16 protein-coding genes and 1 tRNA gene are annotated in these 21,320 nt (G+C 40.4%); 13 read left to right on the top strand and 4 right to left on the bottom strand.

The window, feature by feature from the left end; genetic code table 11:
- Window positions 1-3: 3 nt before the first annotated feature.
- The 4 genes from GGR21_RS11045 (at window position 4) to GGR21_RS11060 (ending at window position 5,222) form a co-directional block, all read left to right on the top strand.
- Complete coding sequence (locus tag GGR21_RS11045) at window positions 4-1,824, top strand: LTA synthase family protein (RefSeq protein ID WP_183307284.1); 1,821 nt, start codon at window positions 4-6, stop codon at window positions 1,822-1,824.
- Window positions 1,825-1,898: 74 nt separating this feature from the next.
- Window positions 1,899-2,315 (top strand): tRNA (adenosine(37)-N6)-threonylcarbamoyltransferase complex ATPase subunit type 1 TsaE, encoded by a 417-nt coding sequence (tsaE, locus tag GGR21_RS11050; RefSeq protein ID WP_183307285.1) that lies wholly within the window; start codon window positions 1,899-1,901, stop codon window positions 2,313-2,315.
- 216 nt (window positions 2,316-2,531) lie between these two features.
- Complete coding sequence (locus GGR21_RS11055) at window positions 2,532-3,962, top strand: OmpP1/FadL family transporter (protein WP_183307286.1); 1,431 nt, start codon at window positions 2,532-2,534, stop codon at window positions 3,960-3,962.
- Between the two features lie 213 nt (window positions 3,963-4,175).
- Window positions 4,176-5,222 carry an OmpA family protein gene (locus GGR21_RS11060; RefSeq protein WP_183307287.1) on the top strand — a complete coding sequence of 349 codons (1,047 nt, stop codon included), beginning with the start codon at window positions 4,176-4,178 and terminating at the stop codon, window positions 5,220-5,222.
- A 722-nt stretch (window positions 5,223-5,944) separates the two neighbouring features.
- On the opposite strand, the gene GGR21_RS11065 is transcribed toward GGR21_RS11060, so the two are convergent.
- Together GGR21_RS11065 and GGR21_RS11070 are read right to left on the bottom strand one after the other, a co-directional pair.
- Window positions 5,945-8,059 carry a fibrobacter succinogenes major paralogous domain-containing protein gene (locus GGR21_RS11065; protein WP_183307288.1) on the bottom strand — a complete coding sequence of 705 codons (2,115 nt, stop codon included), beginning with the start codon at window positions 8,057-8,059 and terminating at the stop codon, window positions 5,945-5,947.
- Between the two features lie 77 nt (window positions 8,060-8,136).
- Window positions 8,137-8,568: a hypothetical protein gene (locus GGR21_RS11070; protein ID WP_183307289.1), complete on the bottom strand. Its 432-nt coding sequence runs from the start codon at window positions 8,566-8,568 to the stop codon at window positions 8,137-8,139.
- 947 nt (window positions 8,569-9,515) lie between these two features.
- Here GGR21_RS11070 and ruvB point away from each other — a divergent pair.
- The 8 genes from ruvB (at window position 9,516) to GGR21_RS11110 (ending at window position 18,789) form a co-directional block, all read left to right on the top strand.
- Window positions 9,516-10,538 carry a Holliday junction branch migration DNA helicase RuvB gene (ruvB, locus tag GGR21_RS11075; protein WP_183307290.1) on the top strand — a complete coding sequence of 341 codons (1,023 nt, stop codon included), beginning with the start codon at window positions 9,516-9,518 and terminating at the stop codon, window positions 10,536-10,538.
- Window positions 10,539-10,557: 19 nt separating this feature from the next.
- A complete protein-coding gene (locus GGR21_RS11080) occupies window positions 10,558-11,805 on the top strand; it encodes an ABC transporter permease (protein ID WP_183307291.1) in 1,248 nt (415 codons plus the stop codon).
- 117 nt (window positions 11,806-11,922) lie between these two features.
- Entirely contained in the window at window positions 11,923-12,639 is a 717-nt protein-coding gene (gene dapB, locus GGR21_RS11085) for a 4-hydroxy-tetrahydrodipicolinate reductase (RefSeq protein WP_183307292.1), read from the top strand.
- A 7-nt stretch (window positions 12,640-12,646) separates the two neighbouring features.
- Window positions 12,647-14,170, top strand: coding sequence for a signal peptidase I (gene lepB, locus GGR21_RS11090; protein ID WP_183307293.1), 1,524 nt, complete (start codon window positions 12,647-12,649; stop codon window positions 14,168-14,170).
- 67 nt (window positions 14,171-14,237) lie between these two features.
- On the top strand, window positions 14,238-15,185 hold the full coding sequence (gene lepB, locus GGR21_RS11095) for a signal peptidase I (protein ID WP_317169879.1): 948 nt from the start codon (window positions 14,238-14,240) through the stop codon (window positions 15,183-15,185).
- 10 nt (window positions 15,186-15,195) lie between these two features.
- Entirely contained in the window at window positions 15,196-15,843 is a 648-nt protein-coding gene (locus tag GGR21_RS11100) for a WbqC family protein (RefSeq protein ID WP_183307295.1), read from the top strand.
- Between the two features lie 71 nt (window positions 15,844-15,914).
- Window positions 15,915-17,936 (top strand): Ig-like domain-containing domain, encoded by a 2,022-nt coding sequence (locus GGR21_RS11105; RefSeq protein WP_183307296.1) that lies wholly within the window; start codon window positions 15,915-15,917, stop codon window positions 17,934-17,936.
- 40 nt (window positions 17,937-17,976) lie between these two features.
- Entirely contained in the window at window positions 17,977-18,789 is an 813-nt protein-coding gene (locus GGR21_RS11110) for a DUF3108 domain-containing protein (protein ID WP_183307297.1), read from the top strand.
- Between the two features lie 70 nt (window positions 18,790-18,859).
- Here GGR21_RS11110 and GGR21_RS11115 read toward each other — a convergent pair whose 3' ends face one another.
- Both GGR21_RS11115 and GGR21_RS11120 read right to left on the bottom strand, forming a co-directional pair.
- Entirely contained in the window at window positions 18,860-19,678 is an 819-nt protein-coding gene (locus GGR21_RS11115; RefSeq protein ID WP_183307298.1) for an enoyl-ACP reductase FabI, read from the bottom strand.
- A gap of 130 nt (window positions 19,679-19,808) precedes the next feature.
- Window positions 19,809-20,684, bottom strand: coding sequence for a DMT family transporter (locus tag GGR21_RS11120; protein ID WP_183307299.1), 876 nt, complete (start codon window positions 20,682-20,684; stop codon window positions 19,809-19,811).
- Between the two features lie 539 nt (window positions 20,685-21,223).
- On the opposite strand from GGR21_RS11120, the gene GGR21_RS11125 reads away from it, so the two are divergent.
- Window positions 21,224-21,295 (top strand) — tRNA-Arg (locus GGR21_RS11125).
- Window positions 21,296-21,320: the final 25 nt, after the last annotated feature.

A 21,320-nucleotide genomic window follows, 5' to 3' on the forward strand; every position in this document is an offset into this window, starting at 1 on the left:
CAAATGAAGCAAAGAATATTCTTGTTCGTTACTGTGTTTCTATACTTTATACTCATTTTCCTTATTGGAAAAACCATTTTCTTTCTTATTCATTCTTCCCTTGGAGGAGATATTCCTGCATCCGCCCTGTTCGATGTATTATATCACGGATTACCTCTTGACCTGTCGATGAGCGGTTATCTGACAATAATACCCGCCCTTGTGCTTATATCTTCTATCTGGATAAGGCCGGAATATATTGCTAAGATTCTGAATGTTTATTTCATTATATTCCTGGCTGTCATTGCCATTATCACAATTGCCGACATCACTGTTTATCCACATTGGGGTTTCCATTTCGATTCCACAGTGTTCTTGTATCTCCAGAAACCTCAGGGAGTTTTCGCAAGCGCTACTTTCCTGGAATTCGTTTTGGGAATTGTAGGTACAGTTGCATTTGCAATTCTCCTTTTCATCGGATATATTTACATTATCCGCAAACAGGTGATGAATTTGCAGGTTCCTAAATCGATAGGAAGAACGAGCATTGTACTTGCGATTCTTACAGGTGCCTTGTTCCTGCCGATAAGAGGAGGGGTTACCGTATCTACAATGAATATAGGCCATGTATATTTCAGCGATAACACGTTCCTTAATCATGCCGCCATAAATCCTGAGTTCAATTTGATGGCATCCTTGTTCAAATCCGATAATTTCGGATCGGAATATCAGTTCTTCGACAAGGAAGAAGCCGAAAAAATATTTGCCGGGTTGAATGACAGCATTAAGACCGACAGTCTACGTAAAGTATTGCGTACCGACCGGCCGAATGTCATTCTTTTTATCCTTGAGAGTTTCTCTTATAACGTCGCTTCAGATTCGGTGATAGCTCCTAATATGAGCCGGTTTGCCAAGGAAGGAATATTATTTGATAATTTTTATGCAAACAGTTACCGTACCGACAGAGGGTTGGTATCTGTGTTAAGTGGTTACCCGGCACATCCTACTGTAGCCATCATGAAATATCCGAAGAAGACAGAGACATTGCCTACAATACCTAGAGCCCTTAAAGACGTAGGGTATAAAAACCTGTCGTTTTATTATGGAGGAGATGCTGACTTTGCCAACATGCGATCTTACTTTGTAGGGGCATGTGGTATCAGCGATGTAGTTTCGGATAAGAGATTCCCCCTAAGTGAGCGTATGACCAAGTGGGGTGTGCCTGACAAGCAGTTGATAGAACGTTTTTACCGTGATCTTACAACAGAAAAACAGGAGCTACCCTTCTTCAAAACAGTGTTGACGCTAAGCAGCCACGAGCCGTTTGATGTTCCTGTAACCAAATTTGATCATCCGTTCCTCAATGCGGTGAATTATACCGATAGTTGTCTCGGTGATTTTGTAAATAAGTTAAAAACTACCGATCTGTGGGATAATACGCTTATAATTTTTGTGGCCGACCATACTATGCGCTCTTATCCCGAAGGACGGAGTAACGATGACCCCGACTGTTTCCATATACCTATGATCTGGCTGGGAGGAGCTTTGCAACAGCATGAAGTGGTGAGTGACTTTACATCGCAGAACGATCTGGCAGCGACATTGCTGTCGCAATTGGGAATAAAGCACGATGAGTTTAAATTCAGTAAAGATGTTTTCAATCCCGATACTCATAAATTTGCTTTCTATTCTTATATGAACGGCTTTTCGATGATAGATTCCACAGGAGTAGTAACCTATGACAACGACAGGAATGAAGTGATCCGCCAGGAGGGGAATACAGAGATGGAAAAACAGGCGAAAGCATTTTTCCAGAATATGTATATCGATCTGGGAAGCAGATAGATTTTAACTCTGCGATGAGCTGTTCAATTGAAGAATAATATATCTTTGCAGCACATTTTAATCATCAGATAATTATGAACCTAAGAATAGAATCGCTTGACAAGATAAATGAAGCTGCCATTGAATTTATCAAAGCGATGGGAGACAATACCGTATTTGCTTTCCGCGGAGAAATGGGAGCCGGCAAAACAACGCTTATCAAAGCGATCTGTGAAAATCTCGGTGTTTCCGATACTATCAACAGCCCTACTTTTGCTATTATAAATGAATACCGATCAGATAGTGGAGAGTTGATTTATCACTTCGATTTTTATCGTATCAATAAGATAGAAGAAGCTTTTGACTTCGGTTATGAAGATTATTTCTATAGCGGAAGCCTGTGCTTTATAGAATGGCCCGAAAAAATTGAAAGTTTGTTACCTAAAGATACAGTTAATGTGTATATAAAAGCCTCAGAAGGTGGAAGCCGTGATATAAAAATTGACTTATAATATACCTGAATATTCCGGAATAAAAAAGCGCAGATTTTTTCTGCGCTTTTTTCATTTGGTTTTATTAGGAGAGCGAATATTTTAGGTGTTTATTAGTTGCATAAACAACAAATATTTGATAATCAGATAGATAAATCTTTATTTTTAACAAAGTTTCTTTTGAAACTAATTTTTAACTTATAACTTTGCAGCCTCATTTAACTAACTTAAAACAGAATGAATAAAACGAAATTGGTATTTATAGTGATCCTGTCATTGTGCAGTGCTTCTATTGCCTATGCAGGAGGTATATTAACAAATACAAATCAGAGTGCTCACTTTATAAGAATGGTTGCCCGCGATGCATCTACACAAATTGATGCTGTGTATACTAATCCGGCCGGATTGGTGAAACTGAAGGAAGGCTTTCATTTTTCTTTTACCAACCAGAGTGCGTTCCAGACACGCACAATAACATCTACCTCTCCTATCTATATGATGAATGGAGGAAGCGATGTGAAATCATTTAAAGGAACAGCATCTGCCCCGATTATTCCTAGTTTACAGGGTGCATATAAAAAAGGGAAATGGGTGTTATCGGGTAGTTTCGCTATCTCCGGAGGGGGAGGGAAGGCTACATTTGATGACGGACTGCCATCTTTCGAAGCTGCTGCGGGAGCCAGTGTTGCTTTGGTCAATCAGGTGCAGGCATTAACCGGATTTAAAGCCAACCAATATCAGGTTCAGCAAAGTATGAAAGGTTCAAATTTTATATTCGGAGGACAGCTGGGAGGTAGTTATCAGATCAATGATATGTTTTCAGTATATGGAGGTTTCAGGCTGAATGTGGTTAATAATAAATATGAAGGGCATTTAAGGGGATTGAAAATGAACCTTACTCCGGCAAGTTCAGAAAACTATGGAAGCCAAATGTCCTATGCTAATCAGATTTTGGAACAAATAGCAGCAAATCCGGCTGTAACGGAGGAGCAGAGACAAATGATCGGTATTCTGGTTAAAGCATCCAGCGACGAAGGCGCACAGCTCGAATCGAAACAATCGGGATGGGGAGTTGCTCCTATAGTGGGATTCAACTTCAATTACAAAGACAGGCTGAATATTGGTATGAAATATGAGTTTAAAACAGCCTTAGATGTAGAGAATAACACTAAAAGAGACGATACAGGCCTGTATGGAGACGGAGTAAATACAGCACACGATATACCGGCTTTATTTACTGTCGGAGTTTCATATAAGATTCTGCCACAATTGGAAGCCAGTATCGGTTACCATCACTTTTTCGATTCTGATGCAAAAATGGCTGACGACAAACAAAAGGATGCAGGAGGTACCAATGAATTCCTTGCCGGAGTAGAATACCAGATAAGTAGGTTATTCCTGGTAAGTGCAGGTGGACAGATAACCAGATACGGGGTAGGAGATACTTTCCAGAAGGACCTGAGTTTTTCTTGCGATTCTTATTCCATAGGCTTCGGTGGTGCGGTTAACGTTGCACCCAATGTGAGGATCAACGTAGGTTACTTTTGGACTACTTATTCCGATTACACCAAAGAACCGGGTGGAGGTATAGGAACTGTTACTACGAGCAAAGACGTTTTTGCACGCACAAATAAAGTATTTGCGGCAGGAGTAGACTTCTCGTTTTAATAAGATATAATAAACTTATAGTCAAAGCAGTAGGGGATTCCCCTGCTGCTTTGTTTTTAGATAGTTATGGTTCTTAACTATAATGTAACAGGTGGCGAACTATTATAAATAAAATAATTATGTTAAAATTTTTGATATATAATTTCTATGATATATTTTTACCAAAACTTTAGCTCATAGAGTGGGGACTTTTATATAGGGACAAAATTCATTATGAAGAAGACAATTTCATGGTTAGCTTTCCTGCTGATAGCATACGGCGTACACGCTCAGCAAACAGGAAGTATCAAGTTGGAAAATATACGGTTTGATCACCGTGGTGATAATGTATACATCGAAATAGATATGCCGTTAAGGGATTACTATGTACATGATGGCAGCTTTTTGTTGTTAATACCTTCCATAAAATCCGGAACAAAAGAAGTATCGCTTCCCAAGATTATCCTGGGAGAAGCTAATGGTGCAAAGGAGACAATGACAGATGTGTATGCAATACAAACTGACAATAACAGATCCAATCTGCACTATAATGTAAATGTACCGTACGAAACCTGGATGGATAAAGCGGAGCTAATCCTGAAAAAAGAACTTGGAGGATCGGGATATGTCCAGACGGAGACATTAAATAAAATATTGGATAAAGGAAAGTCCGATAAACAGGAAAAGCCGGCATTCGCTCATTTGTTAACAGACTCTTCATCTCCTTCAGCCTCATCTCCCTCTTCATTACCTTCTTCGGATAAGTCGTCAGGGCATCTCTATACAAAGAGTATAGATCTGCATTATACAGGCATGCGGTCGTCGAATGTACTTCATGTATCAGCCAATACTTCCCGGATAGAAGAAATATGCAATGCAATAAACGAGATAGTGAATGGCAATGAATATTCTTTGGTTGGAGTTTATATAAGAGGTTATACGTCAATCCATGGGATTTACTACGATAATGAACAAATAGCTAAAAAGCGTGCTCAATCGTTTCAGTCCTACTTACAAAACCGTTGTGGTTATCCTGCATCATATTTCAATACTTCGTGGATCGGCGAAGACTGGCAAGGCCTTGTAGACCTGATAAACAAAGACGAAAATGTTCCGGCTAAAGATCGAATTCTTGGTATAATAGACAATGTGGGGATATTTAAAGGCCGTGAGAAACAATTGATGATGCTGCAAAGGGGGGATCCTTACCGTTATATGAAGCAGCATTTCTTTAACGAACTGCAAAGAGTGGAATGTGAGATAATATATAAGGCTAAATAACCCTTAGGCTGTCTTAACTTACTATGCCTGCAGATACCAAATTGTAAGCTCCAAATATGAAAACTTGACAAACTTTACACGTTTTTCAAGTTTTTTTATTTCTGTTTCTTTCTTATTAATGCAATTTCTCTTGTTTACCTGTCAATATATTATTTTGACTACGTCGATTTCACAATTCAAAGATCGCTTTTTATTAGCCATTAGCTAATAACTATTGGCTTTTTAGTTAAAACCTGACACATCTGACAAGTTTTCTCGCAAAGGAGCAAAGTGTAATTTTAATCTATACTCTCTCTGTTTCTCCCCCTTTGGGGCAGGGCTGTTAAGTTCTGAAACTTATACCCTCTTTGTCATGTTGAACGGAGTGAATTGCAAATCGCCGAAGCGAAGGCGAGGCAAACATCTCTTGTAAGATAAGAGATCCTTCGTTTCACTCAGGATGACAGCAGAAAATAACAGAACAAAGCAGAGAACTTAACAGCCCTGCCCTTTGGGGAGCCGGAGGGGGCTTCTATTACATAGATAAACATCCCCAAAAAAATGCAGGGCTGCCCACCGGACAACCCTGCATTCTCATCGACAGCCATCAGCTGTCATTTTTATTCATAATTAACTGCACTTCGTTCCGTTGAACGTTGTTTGCCTCGCCTGCGCTCCGGCGACTCTTCGAAACAACGTTCGGCGTTAGCCAATTCATAATTCGTTTACCCCGTTCGCTTTTATTAAGGCGTAATAGGCACACAGCGTATCGACTGCCCGTCTGCCCGGTTGCTTTGATTGGCTGTGTAGACTCTGGTGCGGGTAAAGTACAGGGCGTACGAGTGTTCGGGAACAACACTGGCGGTACTACTCCAATAGTAGGCACGGGCACCACCAGCGTTCAACGACGCATCAACGACGGCGCGGTAGCCGGTGGATGGCAAAAACAGGGCGTCGGCAATTTTAAAACCGCTGACACTATTCGAAGAGAAAGATCCCAGTGTATTCCATATATTAGCCGCCTCGCTGTTACTATCTACTAAAAGAGAGGCCGCAGCAACTATATCACCACCGCTTACCAGAGCGCTCCATTGCTTCTGGCTGGGAACTATCCAGCCTGAAGGGCAAGGATTGTTAGTTGATACTGCCCAGGTAGGATTATAAGGCTGTGAGCTGTAATCGAGTTCGCCGTCACCCCAAAGGTCATGTTTACGTGTACTACGCCAGTCATAGAATGATGTGGCGAGGCTTTTGATAAACTTGCCATATTGCGCTTTCCCTGCAATCACCTGTCCGGTGGCAGCATCCAGGTCACCGGATTCGGCAACCTTTGCATTACCAGATGTAGCAGCACTACCAATCGTGACAGGTATCACATCTGAATCGGCCAGAACACGTCTGAAATGCCCGGTAGTAATACCATTGCCATCTTTTTCGCGTCCCCACTGGTACAAGTCACCCAGACAATTACAAGGGTCGTTTTCGTTCTCGGCACCGAGGTTCACGTGGGCAAAAGTAACTATATCTGACTTCGCACCAGCACCTGGGTCACCGTCTTTAAACGCCCATAAATAGATAGGTTGCAGGTCGCGAATTTCGTCTTTCGGATTCAAGTCTTCGTCCGGTACGTGCACCACCAGTATTTTAAAGTTATTTACAGGCTGTACCATTTGGCTGTTTACCTCCATCAGGCAGGTGATATTTACCGTCGTTTTATAGTTGCCCAGTTCGTCCTGGGTGGTAATAACTGAAGAAGGGTCATATGTAAATGTAGCGTCTGTTTCGTCGGTAACGGCCGTGCCGTCCACCATCCATTGATAAGAGGTAGGAGTTCCGCCACTGAAGTTGGCAAACAGGTTCATTTTTTGGTAGGTAAACATATAAAATTCTGTACTTACCGAAGTGATAAGGCCTGATGTCGCGCAAGCTGTTACGGTAGCGTTGGTGCTGGTATTTATTGTGGCTACACTGGTTGTCACAGTAGCTGCTGTCCCCGGACAGCCATTATCGGTATAATTCACCATAACGGTTTTATCACCCCCTGTCAGCCATTCTATACTTACCGAATAGCTGGCTGTACTACCGCTACTTATGGTATAGTCCGTTCCTGAAGTACCCGGAATCGTCCATGTATAATCACTCATTCCCGATTGCGTGGTATAAGTTACGATATCACCCACAGAGGCACTTGTCGCAGATGCGGTAAATGTTGTCGTAGGTGTAGGGTTCACGGTGATTGTAAATGTACGGGCTGTTCCTGTACAAACGCCCAGTTTAGGGGTTACCGTAATGGATGCCGTCACAGGGTTTGCCGTGGTATTTGTAGCCGTGAATGCAGCTATATTACCCGTACCGCTTGCCGCCAGGCCGATAGACGGCGTATCGTTCACCCAGTCGAATGTCGCACCGGCGGTTGAAGAACCGAATGCTACGGCCGTTGTCGAACTGTTGTTACATACCGTTTGATCGCTGATGTCATTGACGGTCATTCCCGCACAAGGATCCGGGCACGGGTCATGCAACCGCATCCATTTACTGCCGTTCCATGCGTATACGCCCGGGCATAGCGCGTCACCACTAGCCGGGTTCAGGTCTGTGGTCATATTATAGAAGGTCGTGCCCGCCGTATGCGCTGTTGTACTGCCCGATACGGTGGGGTCGCCTGTCGTTTTCAGGTTTGTGCGCGGCAATAACAGCCCGCGTTTGGCGTTAACCCCCGTGGCAGGATCATCATCTTTTTCCTTTAGCTGCAGGTAAGCCCCTTTTTCAGGGGCACTGCCCGTTCCCATGGTCACCTGTGCCATACTGCCTGTCGAAACAAGCAGTATAAGGTAAAGTATAAGTAGTTTTAATTTCATAGTGTTTGTATAATGTTAGCCCCCTGATCCCCATATACAATATACAGGGAATCAGGGGCAGTTGGAAAGGTTATTTCTTAATTTGCTTTTACCAGTAACCATCCGTCGTCCTTTGTCCAGACGAAAATATTAGGCTTATCCAGGTCACCCGACCCGCTTGCGTCCCCCACATGGAAAACCAGCAGCCCGATGTGCCTGTCCGCGTCCCATGTTTCGCCCGTAACCCCCAGGGAAGCAGCAAGGGCTGTCGGGTTACTCAAATCCGGATTCAGATTCTCTATCATTACCCGTGGCAATAGCAATCCCCTCAGGGCATTTACTCCCGCATCGTTTGTTTCCTTCAGTTGCAGGATGGCCCCTGACTCGGGCTTGTCATCCATGCCGATAACCACCTGTGCGCTGATACCGGCCGGTAAAGCCAGTAGCATGGCCATGGCAAGTGTCCTTACCAATGAATTTACTGATGTCCTTACGAATGTTGTCACTTTTTTTTGTTTGTCTGTTTTCATATTTGTAAAGTTTTAAAAAGAGTAATGCAAGTTTCACAGCCCCCTCTGGCTCCCTCGCAAAAAACACGGTTGTTAAACCCTGGTTTTTTACACACTTTGTTATGCTGAACGATAGTGAAGCATCTGTTTGATATATACGAGATCCTTCGTTCCTCAGGATGACAATTGGCGGCAGAAAGAAGTACACAGGCTTTAACAATCTTGCATCCGGAAAGTAGGGTAGCTGTGGCTATATGGTTGTTTAATTCGCAATTCTTCATTTTTAATTCATCATTCATCATAATAAGTTTGTTTCCGGCGATACTTTCGAAATGCCGTTTATCCCCTGTTTTCACAAACGGTAGGATAAAAGTTGAAGACAATTTTGTTAAAAGGCAAGACAAGACAAAAAAATTACCGGCGGTAAGTAAATATCCCGGAAACAAAGAACTTATTAAGAGAATGAATAGTGTAGCCTCCGCACCGGATATACCTGTGGCGGAAAATATAAGGCTGCGGAAATTTTGAGAAAAACTTCCGGAGTTTTTTATAATTTGTAAAATATTTTTTAGGTTATTGCGCATTGGTGCGCGCAGTAGTGCGCAGGCGTTCAGATAACCACGCGTGAAATATATGCACAGGAGATAAGTGCACAGGAAATGCGCATAAAAAAGTGCCGGGAATAATAAAAGGGGCTGGTCAGTTAATGATGTGTTCTCTCTCTAATAAAACAATGCTAACTACCAAATTTCCAGGCGGAAAAATGGCACATAGTTTTGCATCTTTGTGAGTTAATGTCATCCTTATTTGTATCTGTTTGCAAATATAAAAATTAAATTTGAAAAATGTTAAATAAATATACGATTTAACATCTGACGAAGAAGGTTAGTGTCAGAGTAATTATAACAATTAACTTTTATGATTAGTCGTAAATTGAATATATTGATGTAAATTTGCAGCCATAGCATATGGAAGAAATATTTGATACACATAGAGGTGGAATGAATGAAATGGAAAAAGAGTTTGAAAACGCTCTTCGTCCTCTTACATTCAACAGCTTTAGCGGACAGAATAAGGTTGTCGAGAATCTTCAGGTATTTGTCATGGCAGCTAAAATGCGTGGCGAATCGCTTGATCATACCTTATTACATGGTCCTCCCGGACTTGGGAAAACCACTCTCTCCAACATCATAGCCAATGAACTCGGTGTAGGTTTTAAGATCACATCAGGGCCAGTATTGGATAAACCGGGCGACTTGGCCGGACTATTGACCTCGCTCGAGCCGAATGATGTTCTTTTCATTGACGAAATACACCGTCTCTCACCTGTTGTGGAAGAATATCTTTACAGTGCGATGGAAGATTATCGTATCGATATTATGATAGATAAGGGGCCTAGCGCGCGTTCTATTCAGATCGAACTGAATCCGTTCACCCTGGTTGGGGCTACTACCCGTAGCGGTTTGCTCACAAGTCCGTTGCGAGCCCGTTTCGGGATCAATATGCATCTTGAATATTATGATATAGAGACCCTGACGAATATTATACTGCGTTCGGCGAATATACTGGATGTTCCTACATCCAAAGAAGCTGCTTTGGAAATAGCATCCCGTAGTCGTGGTACGCCGCGTATAGCAAATGCTTTGCTGCGTAGGGTAAGGGATTTTGCACAGGTAAAAGGTTCGGGGAAAATAGATAAGAATATAGCGAATTATTCGTTGGAAGCGCTGAATATTGACAAATACGGGCTTGACGAAATAGATAATAAAATACTCTCGATACTTATCGATAAATTCAAGGGTGGCCCTGTTGGTATTTCAACGATTGCCACGGCACTGGGTGAAGATGGAGGCACGATAGAGGAGGTATATGAGCCCTTCCTTATCAAAGAGGGATTTATGAAGCGTACTCCCCGCGGACGTGAGGCTACCGATCTGGCATATAGTCATCTGGGTAGAAAAAGACATAATGAACAAGGATTTTTATTCTGAACAATAAACTGCTACAATTTTGAATCTGGAATTATTCATAGCAAAGCGTATTCATTTCAGTAAGAATAAAGGAGAAAAACGAGCTTCTTCTCCCGCTGTTAAAATCGCTGTGGCCGGTGTGGCTATTGGTTTGGCGGCTATGATTCTGGCACTTTCCATAGTCGTGGGATTCAAAAAAGAGGTAAGAGGGAAAGTTGTTGGTTTCGGATCTCATTTGCAGATCACTAATTTACAGAATAATAGTTCCTATGAAACATTACCAATATGTGTAAGCCCTGAAATCCGGGAGGCTCTACAGCAAACCGAAGGTATAAAGCATGTACAGACATTCTCCACAAAACCGGGTATAATAAAAACCGACAGTGCTTTTCAGGGAATCATCCTGAAAGGAGTAGGTAAAGATTATGATTGGGATTTCTTCAGGCAGAATATGGTGGATGGCTCTATCATCAATCCCGATGATACTGTACATAAAAATCAGGCCATACTCTCCAAAAATATAGCAGATAAACTGAAACTGAAAACGGGAGACCGTTTTGTTAGTTATTTTGTCGGTGAAAATGTCAGATATCGCAGATTTTATATCTCTGGTATATACAGTACAAATTTTGAAGACTATGACAAGCTTTTTGTTGTAACCGATATAGAACTGATACGGGAGTTGAATGATTGGGACGAAGACGAAGTGAGTGGAATAGAGCTTCTGGTGAAGGACTATGATAAGCTGGATCAGATGCAACAGCATGTTTTTATGGAAATGATGGTCTATCGAGACCGTAAAGACAATACTTTGCTGACACGTTCCGTAAAAGAACTTAACCCGATGATATTCAGTTGGCTCGATTTGCTGGATATGAATGTGGTTGTGATTATTATTCTGATGTTTGCCATTTCTATATTTACAATGATTTCGGGCTTGCTTATCATCATTCTCGAACGTACCAATATGATCGGTATGCTGAAAACCCTTGGGGCGCGGAACTATAGCATACGCAAAGTTTTTCTCTATGTTTCCTCTTTCCTGATATTGAAGGGAATGTTTTGGGGAAATGTGATAGCATTGGCTATTTTGTTCATTCAGAAATATTTCGGAATAATTAAGCTTGACCCGGAAAAGTATTATATGGCAGAAGCTCCTGTGGATATCAATTTTTGGTATATACTGCTTATTAATGCCGGAACCCTGGTTCTGTCTATGCTGGTAATGATCATACCATCCTATCTTATTGCGAGAATATCTCCGGTCAAATCGTTACGCTTCGATTAAAAGAGCGGCTTCTCATTAAAAAATCTTATAAAAGAGGATAAACCGGGATGGAAATCCCGTAAAAATAAGTTTTTGTGTATATTTGTAAGCTTTAACAAATTATCATTTGACCCTTACATGAAAATAGCCCTTATCGGATATGGTAAAATGGGACACGAGATCGAAAAAATAGCAATCTCACGTGGTCATACCATTGTATCTATTATAGACGTAAATAATGTTGCGGACTTCGATTCCGCTGAGTTTAAAAGTGCAGATGTTGCCATTGAGTTCTCCACACCTGACAGTGCGATAAATAATTACAGGAAGTGCTTTATGGCAGGTGTTCCTGTTGTGGCAGGTACTACAGGCTGGCTCGAGCATATGGATGAGGTGAAAAAAGCTTGTGAGAATGGGAATAGTACTTTTTTCTATGCCTCAAATTATAGTCTGGGAGTTAATATATTCTTTACCTTAAATAAATATCTGGCAAAGATCATGAATAACTATCCCGACTACGATATAAAGATAGAAGAAACACATCATATCCATAAACTGGATGCTCCCAGCGGAACAGCCATAACCTTAGCCGAAGGTATTCTTGAAAATATAGAAAGAAAAGGGCAGTGGACGCTGGAAACAAAAGACAATGATTCAGACCTGCCTATACATGCTATACGCGAAGGAGAAATTCCCGGTATACATGAAATAACATACGAATCGGAGGTCGATATAATCAGCATAAAACATGATTCGAAGAGCCGTAAAGGCCTTGCATTGGGAGCGGTAATTGCTGCCGAATTCACTAAAGGGAAAAAAGGTTTTCTGGGTATGAAAGATATGCTAAACTTTTAAAAGGGCTATGGAAAAAAATATATCAAATAATAAAGAACAACAAAGGGAACGGAAGAAACCCGGCATAAGGCAGTATATTTATGCCGCAATAGCCTGTATTCTTACTATATTGTTTGTCCTCTGGACAGGGTATTGGGCTGTACTGATACTGATTCCAGTTTTCATCGATATTTATATTACCAAGTTTATTGCGTGGGGGGCATGGCGTAATGCTAAAAATCCTCAGATGCGTAAAGTACTCGATTGGGTAGATGCCATATTGTTCGCTCTGGTGGGTGTGTGGATAATCAATACATTCTTTTTCCAGAATTATCAGATACCATCTTCTTCACTCGAAAAATCTCTTTTGGTAGGTGATTTCCTTTGTGTGAGCAAAGTAAGTTATGGAGCCCGTTCTCCGATGACGCCTTTTTCTTTACCGCTTATGCAACATACATTCCCCGGATTTGGATTCAAGTCGTATCTCGAAAAGCCTCAACTGGAATACAAACGTTTTACGGGAACAGGACATATTGAACGCAACGATATAGTTGTATTCAATTATCCGTCGGGTGATACGGTCGCTCTGAATGCGCAGAATTCCGATTATTATATCATGTGTATGGCTGAAGGCCGAAATGTGGTGCAGGGAGATAAAAATAAATACGGAGATATTGTATATCGTCCGGTCGATAGGCGTGAGAATTATGTGAAGCGCTGCATAGGACTCCCTGGAGAAACAATCGGAATGAGAAACGATACTGTTTTTATTGATGATAAAGCTATTGTCAATCCCGAAAATATGCAGCTTATGTATATTGTGCAAACAGATGGAACTCAACTACAACCGGAATTGCTTCAGGATTTGGGAGTTAGTGAAGACGATTATTTATATGTGAACGATCTTGGACAGAAGATGGTACCATGGTTTAATCCTGCCGATATAGGCAGAGGAGATAGTCTCGCTCTTGTTAGTTTAGGATTTAAATCGAAAAATGGCAATTTTGGTCTAGGTTATCAGATACCCTTAACGAAAGCAATGGTTAAGGAATTAGAGGCAAAACCTTTTGTCCTGAATGTTTTCAGACGTAATCAATATATGAAAACTGCTAATGTCAAGAGGTTGGAATCCAGTAAATATGATTACGTTTACCCGATTACTTATACTCAGGACTCTTATTCCGGCGATTTTCCTAAACTATGGATACCGAAGAAAGGGGCGACCATAACATTCGATACAGATGTGGATTATAAAGTAGCGGCTTATGTGCGCTGTATTAAGAATTACGAGCACAACGACTTCGAATATAAAGGAGGTAAGGTTTATATCAACGGACAACAGGCCGACTCTTACACCTTTAAGTTCGATTACTATTTTATGATGGGAGATAACAGGGACAACTCGGCCGATTCGCGTGCATGGGGATTTGTGCCCGAAGATCATGTTGTAGGGAAACCATTGTTTATCTGGTTGTCACTCGATAAAGATAAAGGTTGGTTTAGCGGAAAGATACGTTGGAGCAGGTTGTTTACCACCGGCAACAAAAAATAAATATTTCTCCCTGTAATAAACGGAGGATGAGGCGATGTCTTCGAAAAAGAAAAACATATACATATTTGTGGGCAAAGTAACACTTGTTACTTTGCTCATTGTTTTATCTATACGTTGTTTTCTTATCGAGTCATTTACAGTTTCTTCTTTACAGATGGAATCAACTTTGTCAGAAAATGACAAAGTGCTGATTGATAAAACAGCTTATGGTATTCGCCTGCCGGTAACAGTGTTGGATATTCCTTTTACATTCGATAATATTTTCGGGTTTAAATCATACTCTTCTGCTTTACAATTCCCTTATAAAAGGCTTTTTGGGGATGAGGCCGGCAGGAATGATGTCATATTATTGAATCACCCTCTTGAGACACAGAAGCCGTTAGATAAAAGGAGCCTGATCCTTAGCCGGATTGTAGGCCTGCCGGGCGACAGCATCGAGATCAGAGGAGAAGATATAAATATTAACGGGCAAGGATATCTTGCCTCCCCCTCAGTTGTGGAAAGGTATAAAGTGAAGTTACCCGCAGGATATAATCTTGAGCATATTATAGAAGAGCAGGATATCAGAGTTTACGAACAAAGGATAGAAAAAGACACATTGGTTTTATCTCTCAATAGGTACGATGCTTTTGTTTTAAAAGAAATGCTGCCTGATACTATACGCTTGATCCCCTTTTCCTTAGATTCGGTCCAGGTATATAAGTTCAGAATACCTGAAAGAGGAAAATCAGTTGATTTAACAGACGATAATTTTGTGTATTACAGGCAAATAATATCTCTGGAACATAATAAGGAGAACGTTGTATTTGAAGAAGGAGTACTTGTGATTGATGGTATTAAGCACGGAGGAGCCTATACATTCGGAGATGATTATTACTGGGTGCTGTCCGATAATACAGAGAATGCGTTAGACTCGCGTTATCTGGGTTTTATCCCTTTCAAAAATATAATCGGTAAGGTTCGTTTTATTTGGTATAGTAAAGAAAAAGATCATTGTTTTTCTAAAGTTGAATAACCCGTTTTATATGGATATAATTCTTTCTTCGGCTTATCTGGCTCCTGTTCAGTATTACACTAAATTTCTTGTGGCTCAGACCATCTGCATCGAACAATGGGATCATTATATTAAGCAGACATATAGGAATCGGTGTACAATAATTTCTGCCAATGGGCCTATATCGTTATCTATACCGGTAGTGCATTCGTCAAAAGATAAGACTTTGATGAAAGATATTCGCATAGCCGATCATGGCAATTGGCAGCATATGCATTGGAATGCTATTGTGTCAGCATATAATTCCACTCCGTTCTTTGAATATTATCAGGACGATTTTTATCCTTTTTATCGGAAGAAATACTCTTTTTTACTCGATTTTAATAACGAATTGCAAGAGCGGGTTTTGAATCTGTTGAATATCGATCTGCCCGTAGTAAAACCTTCATCTGAGTACAGGACTGAATTTGCGGATAACGAACTTGACCTGCGGGACGATATACATCCCAAGAAAGACTGGCAATCCTTCGATGAAGAGTTTTCTCCCTATGGTTACTATCAGGTTTTTGACCGTAAATTCGGATTTATCCCCAATATGAGTATTATAGATTTGCTGTTCAATATGGGTAATGAGAGCCAGATCGTATTAGCAAAATCTGTTGGAAATGTCTCTATTTAAGCTATTTTATATACTTATCGGCATATTTATATTCAAAACATTGTATTTTTGCGTTAAAATAAAGTAATAGCATGCTTCAGTTTTTCAGGAAAAATGTTCTTTTCACTTTAGTGTTTGCTACTATTGCCATGGTAATCACGGCTTGTGCAAATATGGCATCTCCTACAGGTGGCTCTTATGACCTGGACCCGCCTAAGGTTGTAAAAGTAACACCCGCATTTAATGCAACCAATGTGACGAAAGGGAAGATCGTATTTGAGTTTGATGAGAACGTTACTGTCGAGAAACCAAACGAGAACGTTATAATCACACCTCCGCAAAGGGCTTTTCCTGTTATTCAGGCTGTCAATAAGAAAGTAACTGTTGAACTGCGGGATACATTGATCCCTAATACAACATATACAATTGACTTCACGAATTCCATTGTAGACAATAATGAGAAAAATCCGCTGGAGAATTTTTCATTCTCATTTTCAACAGGTGATGTGGTGGATTCACTTATAATTTCGGGTAAAGTATTAACTGCTGACAATCTCGAACCTGTCAAAGGAATATATGTAGGATTACATTCCAATCTGGATGATACGGCGTTCACTAAAGTTCAGTTCGACCGTATTGCGCGTACAAGCGAAAGCGGAGACTTTGCCATCAAAGGAGTTGCTGTTGGTAAATACAGGCTATTTGCCCTTGATGATGCCAACAGGGATTATAAATATGATAATCCGTCGGAAGCGATTGCTTTTTTTGAGGAAATACTGGAACCTACCTCGATGAGGGCTACACGTTACGATACCTTGTATACTGATACAACGAAAAAAATAATAGATACCATAAAGCAAATAGAATATACCCGGTTCTTACCTGATAATATAGTAATGCGCTCATTCAAATCCGATTTCCAGAGGCAATATCTTCAGAAATATGAACGTACGGAAAATAAGCTTTCCATATTCTTTGGTGCACCAACCAAAATGCCGGAGTTGGAGCCATTGAATTTCGACCCGGGCAATGATTGGGCTGTATTGGAAAAAAGTGCAAAGAACGATACCCTGATCTATTGGCTGAAAGATAAAATGCTTGAACAGACCGATACACTGGCTTTTCGGATGACATATCTGAAAACCGATACGCTGAATCAGTCCGTTCCGGTTACCGATACGCTGAGGTTTGTAGATCGTGGCAAAAAACAGAGGGAAAAACTAAGAGAGAAAGAGGAAGAGAAAGAGAAAAAAAGAAGAGAGAAAGAGGGTGATGAAGAACCTCAGGTTACATTCCTGGGAGTGAATCATAATCTGACTTCAGCATGGGATACCTATAAGAATATAATGTTTGAATTTGCAGAGCCTATCCTGGACGATTCCCTTTCTTTGAAGATCATTTTCCAACAACTGAAAGATTCTGTTTATCGCGATGTCCCGTTACAATTACAAAAAGATTCCTTAAACCCGAGGCGGTATACGATAAGGCATCGCTGGCAGTATAATGAAGAATACCTGGTCAAAATAGACTCGGCGGCTGTCTACGGGATATATGGATTATGGAATAATAAGATAGAGCAGAAATTTAAAGTGAAGGCTGAAGACCAGTATGCACAACTGGCTATCCGTGTAACGGGAGTAGATTCGATTCCTTCGTTTATAGAACTTTTAGATAAGTCGGATAAACCAATCAGGAAATCACGAGTCAGAGATAATGCTGCTGTGTTTCGAGACCTTAATCCCGGAACATATTATGCCCGTATAATATTGGATACAAATAATAATGGTATTTGGGATACCGGTGATTACGAAAAAAATATTCAACCGGAAATGGTGTGTTATTCACCGAAAGTTTATGAATTAAAAGCTTATTTTATGGTTGATGACCTGGAGCCTTGGGCGATAGATACGACTACTCTGGCAAAACAAAAGCCATTGGAAATAACCAAGCAGAAGCCTCAGGAAAAAGAAGCCAGACGTAAACAGTTGGAAGAACTGGAACGTAAGCAAGGCGAACAGAACAGGGGCAGAAATAGTAATGCCTCCACTACTACAGGTAGTAACCAGGACAATAATACTTATAGTAACAGTCAAACAAATATGCAGCAGTATTAATTGAATCGCTATACTAGTTGAAACTAAAAGAACAAGAACTATGATTAGAAAAATAACGTTGATAGCATCTATATTTCTGGCCACTTTGAGTCTGAATGCACAGAGTCAATGTCAGGTTAATAATAAATATTTTCAGGCCGGAGAGCAACTGACTTACGACCTGTATTTCAAATGGGGGCTGGTTAATACGAAAGCAGGGATTTCTACATTAAGAACCGTCTCTCAGCGATATAACGGCCAAGATGCTTATAAAACGACATTGACTGCAAAATCCTCGGGGATGGTAGATAAGATGTTCAGTATTGATGATACGCTCTCTGCTTACTATACTAAACAGATTGTCCCTCTTGCGTTTTATAAAAATGCCGAAGAAGGAAAGAACCATACAATAGAGAATATGACATACACCTATAGCGGTAGTAAAGTGAATGTGCATACTAAAAGGGTAAGGGATGGCGAGCAAAAGTTCGACGAAACCATCACAGTAAACTCCTGTGTATATGATATGGTAAGTGTTGTACTTTATGCCCGCACTCTTGATTATTCCAGCATGAAAAAAGGTGATGAAAAGCGTGTGGATTTTATTTCAGGTAAAAAGAAGTCCTACATGGTAATAGAACATGGAGGAATAGAAGATGTGAAAGCAAATGATGATAAAAAATATAGTTGCATAAAACTTATTTTGAGTATACAATCCGAAGCTTTTGAAGATAAGGAAGAATCGATGAAGGTATATATAACAAACGATGACAACCGCCTGCCTGTAAGACTCGATACAAAGCTAAATGTTGGTTCGACAAGAGCGATGCTGAAGAGTTATAGAGGAAATAAATACCCTGTCGCTGCAAAATAAAATACCTGTTTGGTAAATAATAAAAAGGGCAACTCATATGAGTTGCCCTTTTCTATCCTAATATAGGAGATTATTTCTTTTCGATATAATCATCTACCACAGCCTGAGTCAGTCCCATATTAGAGAATCCTCCATCGTGGAAAAGATTTTGCATAGTCACCTTGCGGGTAAGGTCTGAGAACATTACTATACAGTAGTCTGCACATTCTTCTGCATCGGCATTGCCCAGCGGAGACATTTTTTCGGCGAAATCAACGAATGCATTCATGCCGTCAATTCCTTGTCCTGCGGTAGTCAGGGTTGGCGATTGTGAAATAGTATTCACACGCACCCCCTTGTCGCGACCGTATACATAACCGAAGCTGCGTGCGATAGATTCGAGCAGCGCTTTAGCATCGGCCATATCGTTGTAGCCTGTAAATGTGCGTTGGGCTGCGATATGAGTAAGCGCGAGTACAGAACCTCCTTCCGATATAGCATCCATTTCTTTTGCAATCTGTATCATTTTGTGGAATGAAATGGCCGAGATATTCAGCGTCCTGTCAAAGAACTCATAATTAAGATCATCATAAGATCTATTGTGACGCATATTCATAGACATGCCTATTGAGTGCAGGACAAAGTCTATTTTTCCGCCAAGAGCCTCCATTGATTCTTCAAAAACTTTTTTCAGATCTTCTACATTAGTAGCATCGGCAGGTATAATTATAGTGTTCAGTTTTTCGGCTAAAGCCTTTGTGTCTCCCATTCTTATGGCCACGGGAGTGTTTGATAACGTGATCGTAGCTCCTTGCTCTACAGCTTTTTCCGCTACCTTCCAGGCAATAGATTTATCGTTGAGTGCACCAAATACAATTCCTCTTTTACCTTTTAATAAATTGTTACTCATTTTTACATTTATTAGGTGATTACCAGCTGTTTAAGTAAACAAACAGCAATTCAATACATAATTAATCGCACAAAAGTAGTAAAAATGTGCAATAATTGAGGTGAAATGGATTTAAATTTACGGAAACTCCCTATTTTTCTTGTTTTTTACTTGTCATGATAACTAAAATCACGGCCATGATGATCATACATAATCCAAACAGGCTATTCCATCCGAATGGTTCATAGAAATGAAATACTCCGATAGTAGTGGCGGTAAGTGGTTCGAGTGAACCTAGAATGGATGTGATGGTGGAGCCTGCATATTTTACTGCTGCAACCAGTGCAACATTAGACAGCACTGTGGCAAAAATGGCTAGTCCGATAAGGTTGTATAATGAAGTCGTATTTGGTATTATCTCGATGCCTGTCGTTGAGTAAGAGAATACCGAAAATATAAATGTGCCGAACAACATTACATAGAAGGTTATAACCTCGGGTTCCAGTTTGCAAAGGCTGGGTTTGTTTAGTTCTACAATATAGATAGAATAGGTAAATACAGTCAGCAATACGGCCAGTAATCCCTTCGTGCTGATAAATCCCGAATCGTTCCAGCAGAGAAGAGCCACACCGGTAAGAGATAATACGGCTGCTATCAAAAGATTCCGTGATAGTTTTTCCTTGTAAAATATGATCATCATGCCGGCTACTACTACGGGGTAGAGAAAGTGAATAGTAGTTGATACACCGCTCGAAATATAGCTATAAGAATATATCAACCCCATTGAGGTTATAGTATATAGCATGCCTAAAACGAAGAGGAGCATAGCTGTCTTGTGGGAAATACGGAATTCTTTTTTTCGGATAAAACAAATAATTCCCAGCAGTATGGTAGCGAACAGGCAGCGATAGAATAGAATGGAAGGGATATGCATCCCCTCTTTCATCAGGGGGATAGAAAAAAAGGCTATCAACCCGAATGTAGCCGAAGAAATAAGTGCCAGTATAATTCCTTTTGCCTTGTCCATATCCGGTTTATATGAATGTGTAATCAAAAAGTTGACAAAGTTGACGCATATTTTAATTTTTTAGATTCCCTAATCTCCGAAGGAGGAGTCACCCTCCTCGCAAGATAGGTTGGAGGGACTTCTTTTTCATTAGCACATCGGCATATTATCATATTTGCTCATTGTTTATCCTATTGATAAAGCTCTCAAAGAAAAATGCAGATACATTAGAGTTTATATTCAATAAAAGAGTAAGATACATGTTTTTAGGCGTTTTAGTTGCCACGACTTTTAAGTCGTGGATAATAATACAGATAGACCATTATCCTCCAGCTAAAGCAGGAGGCTATTAAATCACAGGGAATAAACCATATATAACCTTATTGAATATAAACTCTATTATACATTTTTCTTCTGTTATTGTTAATCCATCTGCTGATTAACTTCATTTATAAACAGGCGCAAAGATATTGAATATTTGCTGTTTTGATCTTTAAAACTTGTTTTGTTGAGTAAAAAGAGAATTGTTGCAAATTATTTTATATTTTTGTGCCGTCTACGGACCCGTAGTTTAATGGATAAAATAAAGGATTCCGGTTCCTTCGATGTGGGTTCGATTCCCGCCGGGTTCACTAAAGGCTGTCAACTTGATAGCCT

Origin of the sequence: Dysgonomonas hofstadii, assembly GCF_014196915.1 — a bacterium.
Lineage (GTDB): Bacteria > Bacteroidota > Bacteroidia > Bacteroidales > Dysgonomonadaceae > Dysgonomonas > Dysgonomonas hofstadii.

Excerpts from the sequence above, each read along its gene's own strand:
- GGR21_RS11045 (WP_183307284.1), top strand. The coding sequence starts at position 4 with ATGAAGCAAAGAATATTCTTGTTCGTTACTGTGTTTCTATACTTTATA.
- tsaE (WP_183307285.1), top strand. The coding sequence starts at position 1,899 with ATGAACCTAAGAATAGAATCGCTTGACAAGATAAATGAAGCTGCCATT.
- GGR21_RS11055 (WP_183307286.1), top strand. The coding sequence starts at position 2,532 with ATGAATAAAACGAAATTGGTATTTATAGTGATCCTGTCATTGTGCAGT.
- GGR21_RS11060 (WP_183307287.1), top strand. The coding sequence starts at position 4,176 with ATGAAGAAGACAATTTCATGGTTAGCTTTCCTGCTGATAGCATACGGC.
- GGR21_RS11065 (WP_183307288.1), bottom strand. The coding sequence starts at position 8,059 with ATGAAATTAAAACTACTTATACTTTACCTTATACTGCTTGTTTCGACA.
- GGR21_RS11070 (WP_183307289.1), bottom strand. The coding sequence starts at position 8,568 with ATGAAAACAGACAAACAAAAAAAAGTGACAACATTCGTAAGGACATCA.
- ruvB (WP_183307290.1), top strand. The coding sequence starts at position 9,516 with ATGGAAGAAATATTTGATACACATAGAGGTGGAATGAATGAAATGGAA.
- dapB (WP_183307292.1), top strand. The coding sequence starts at position 11,923 with ATGAAAATAGCCCTTATCGGATATGGTAAAATGGGACACGAGATCGAA.
- lepB (WP_183307293.1), top strand. The coding sequence starts at position 12,647 with ATGGAAAAAAATATATCAAATAATAAAGAACAACAAAGGGAACGGAAG.
- GGR21_RS11100 (WP_183307295.1), top strand. The coding sequence starts at position 15,196 with ATGGATATAATTCTTTCTTCGGCTTATCTGGCTCCTGTTCAGTATTAC.
- GGR21_RS11105 (WP_183307296.1), top strand. The coding sequence starts at position 15,915 with ATGCTTCAGTTTTTCAGGAAAAATGTTCTTTTCACTTTAGTGTTTGCT.
- GGR21_RS11110 (WP_183307297.1), top strand. The coding sequence starts at position 17,977 with ATGATTAGAAAAATAACGTTGATAGCATCTATATTTCTGGCCACTTTG.
- GGR21_RS11115 (WP_183307298.1), bottom strand. The coding sequence starts at position 19,678 with ATGAGTAACAATTTATTAAAAGGTAAAAGAGGAATTGTATTTGGTGCA.
- GGR21_RS11120 (WP_183307299.1), bottom strand. The coding sequence starts at position 20,684 with ATGGACAAGGCAAAAGGAATTATACTGGCACTTATTTCTTCGGCTACA.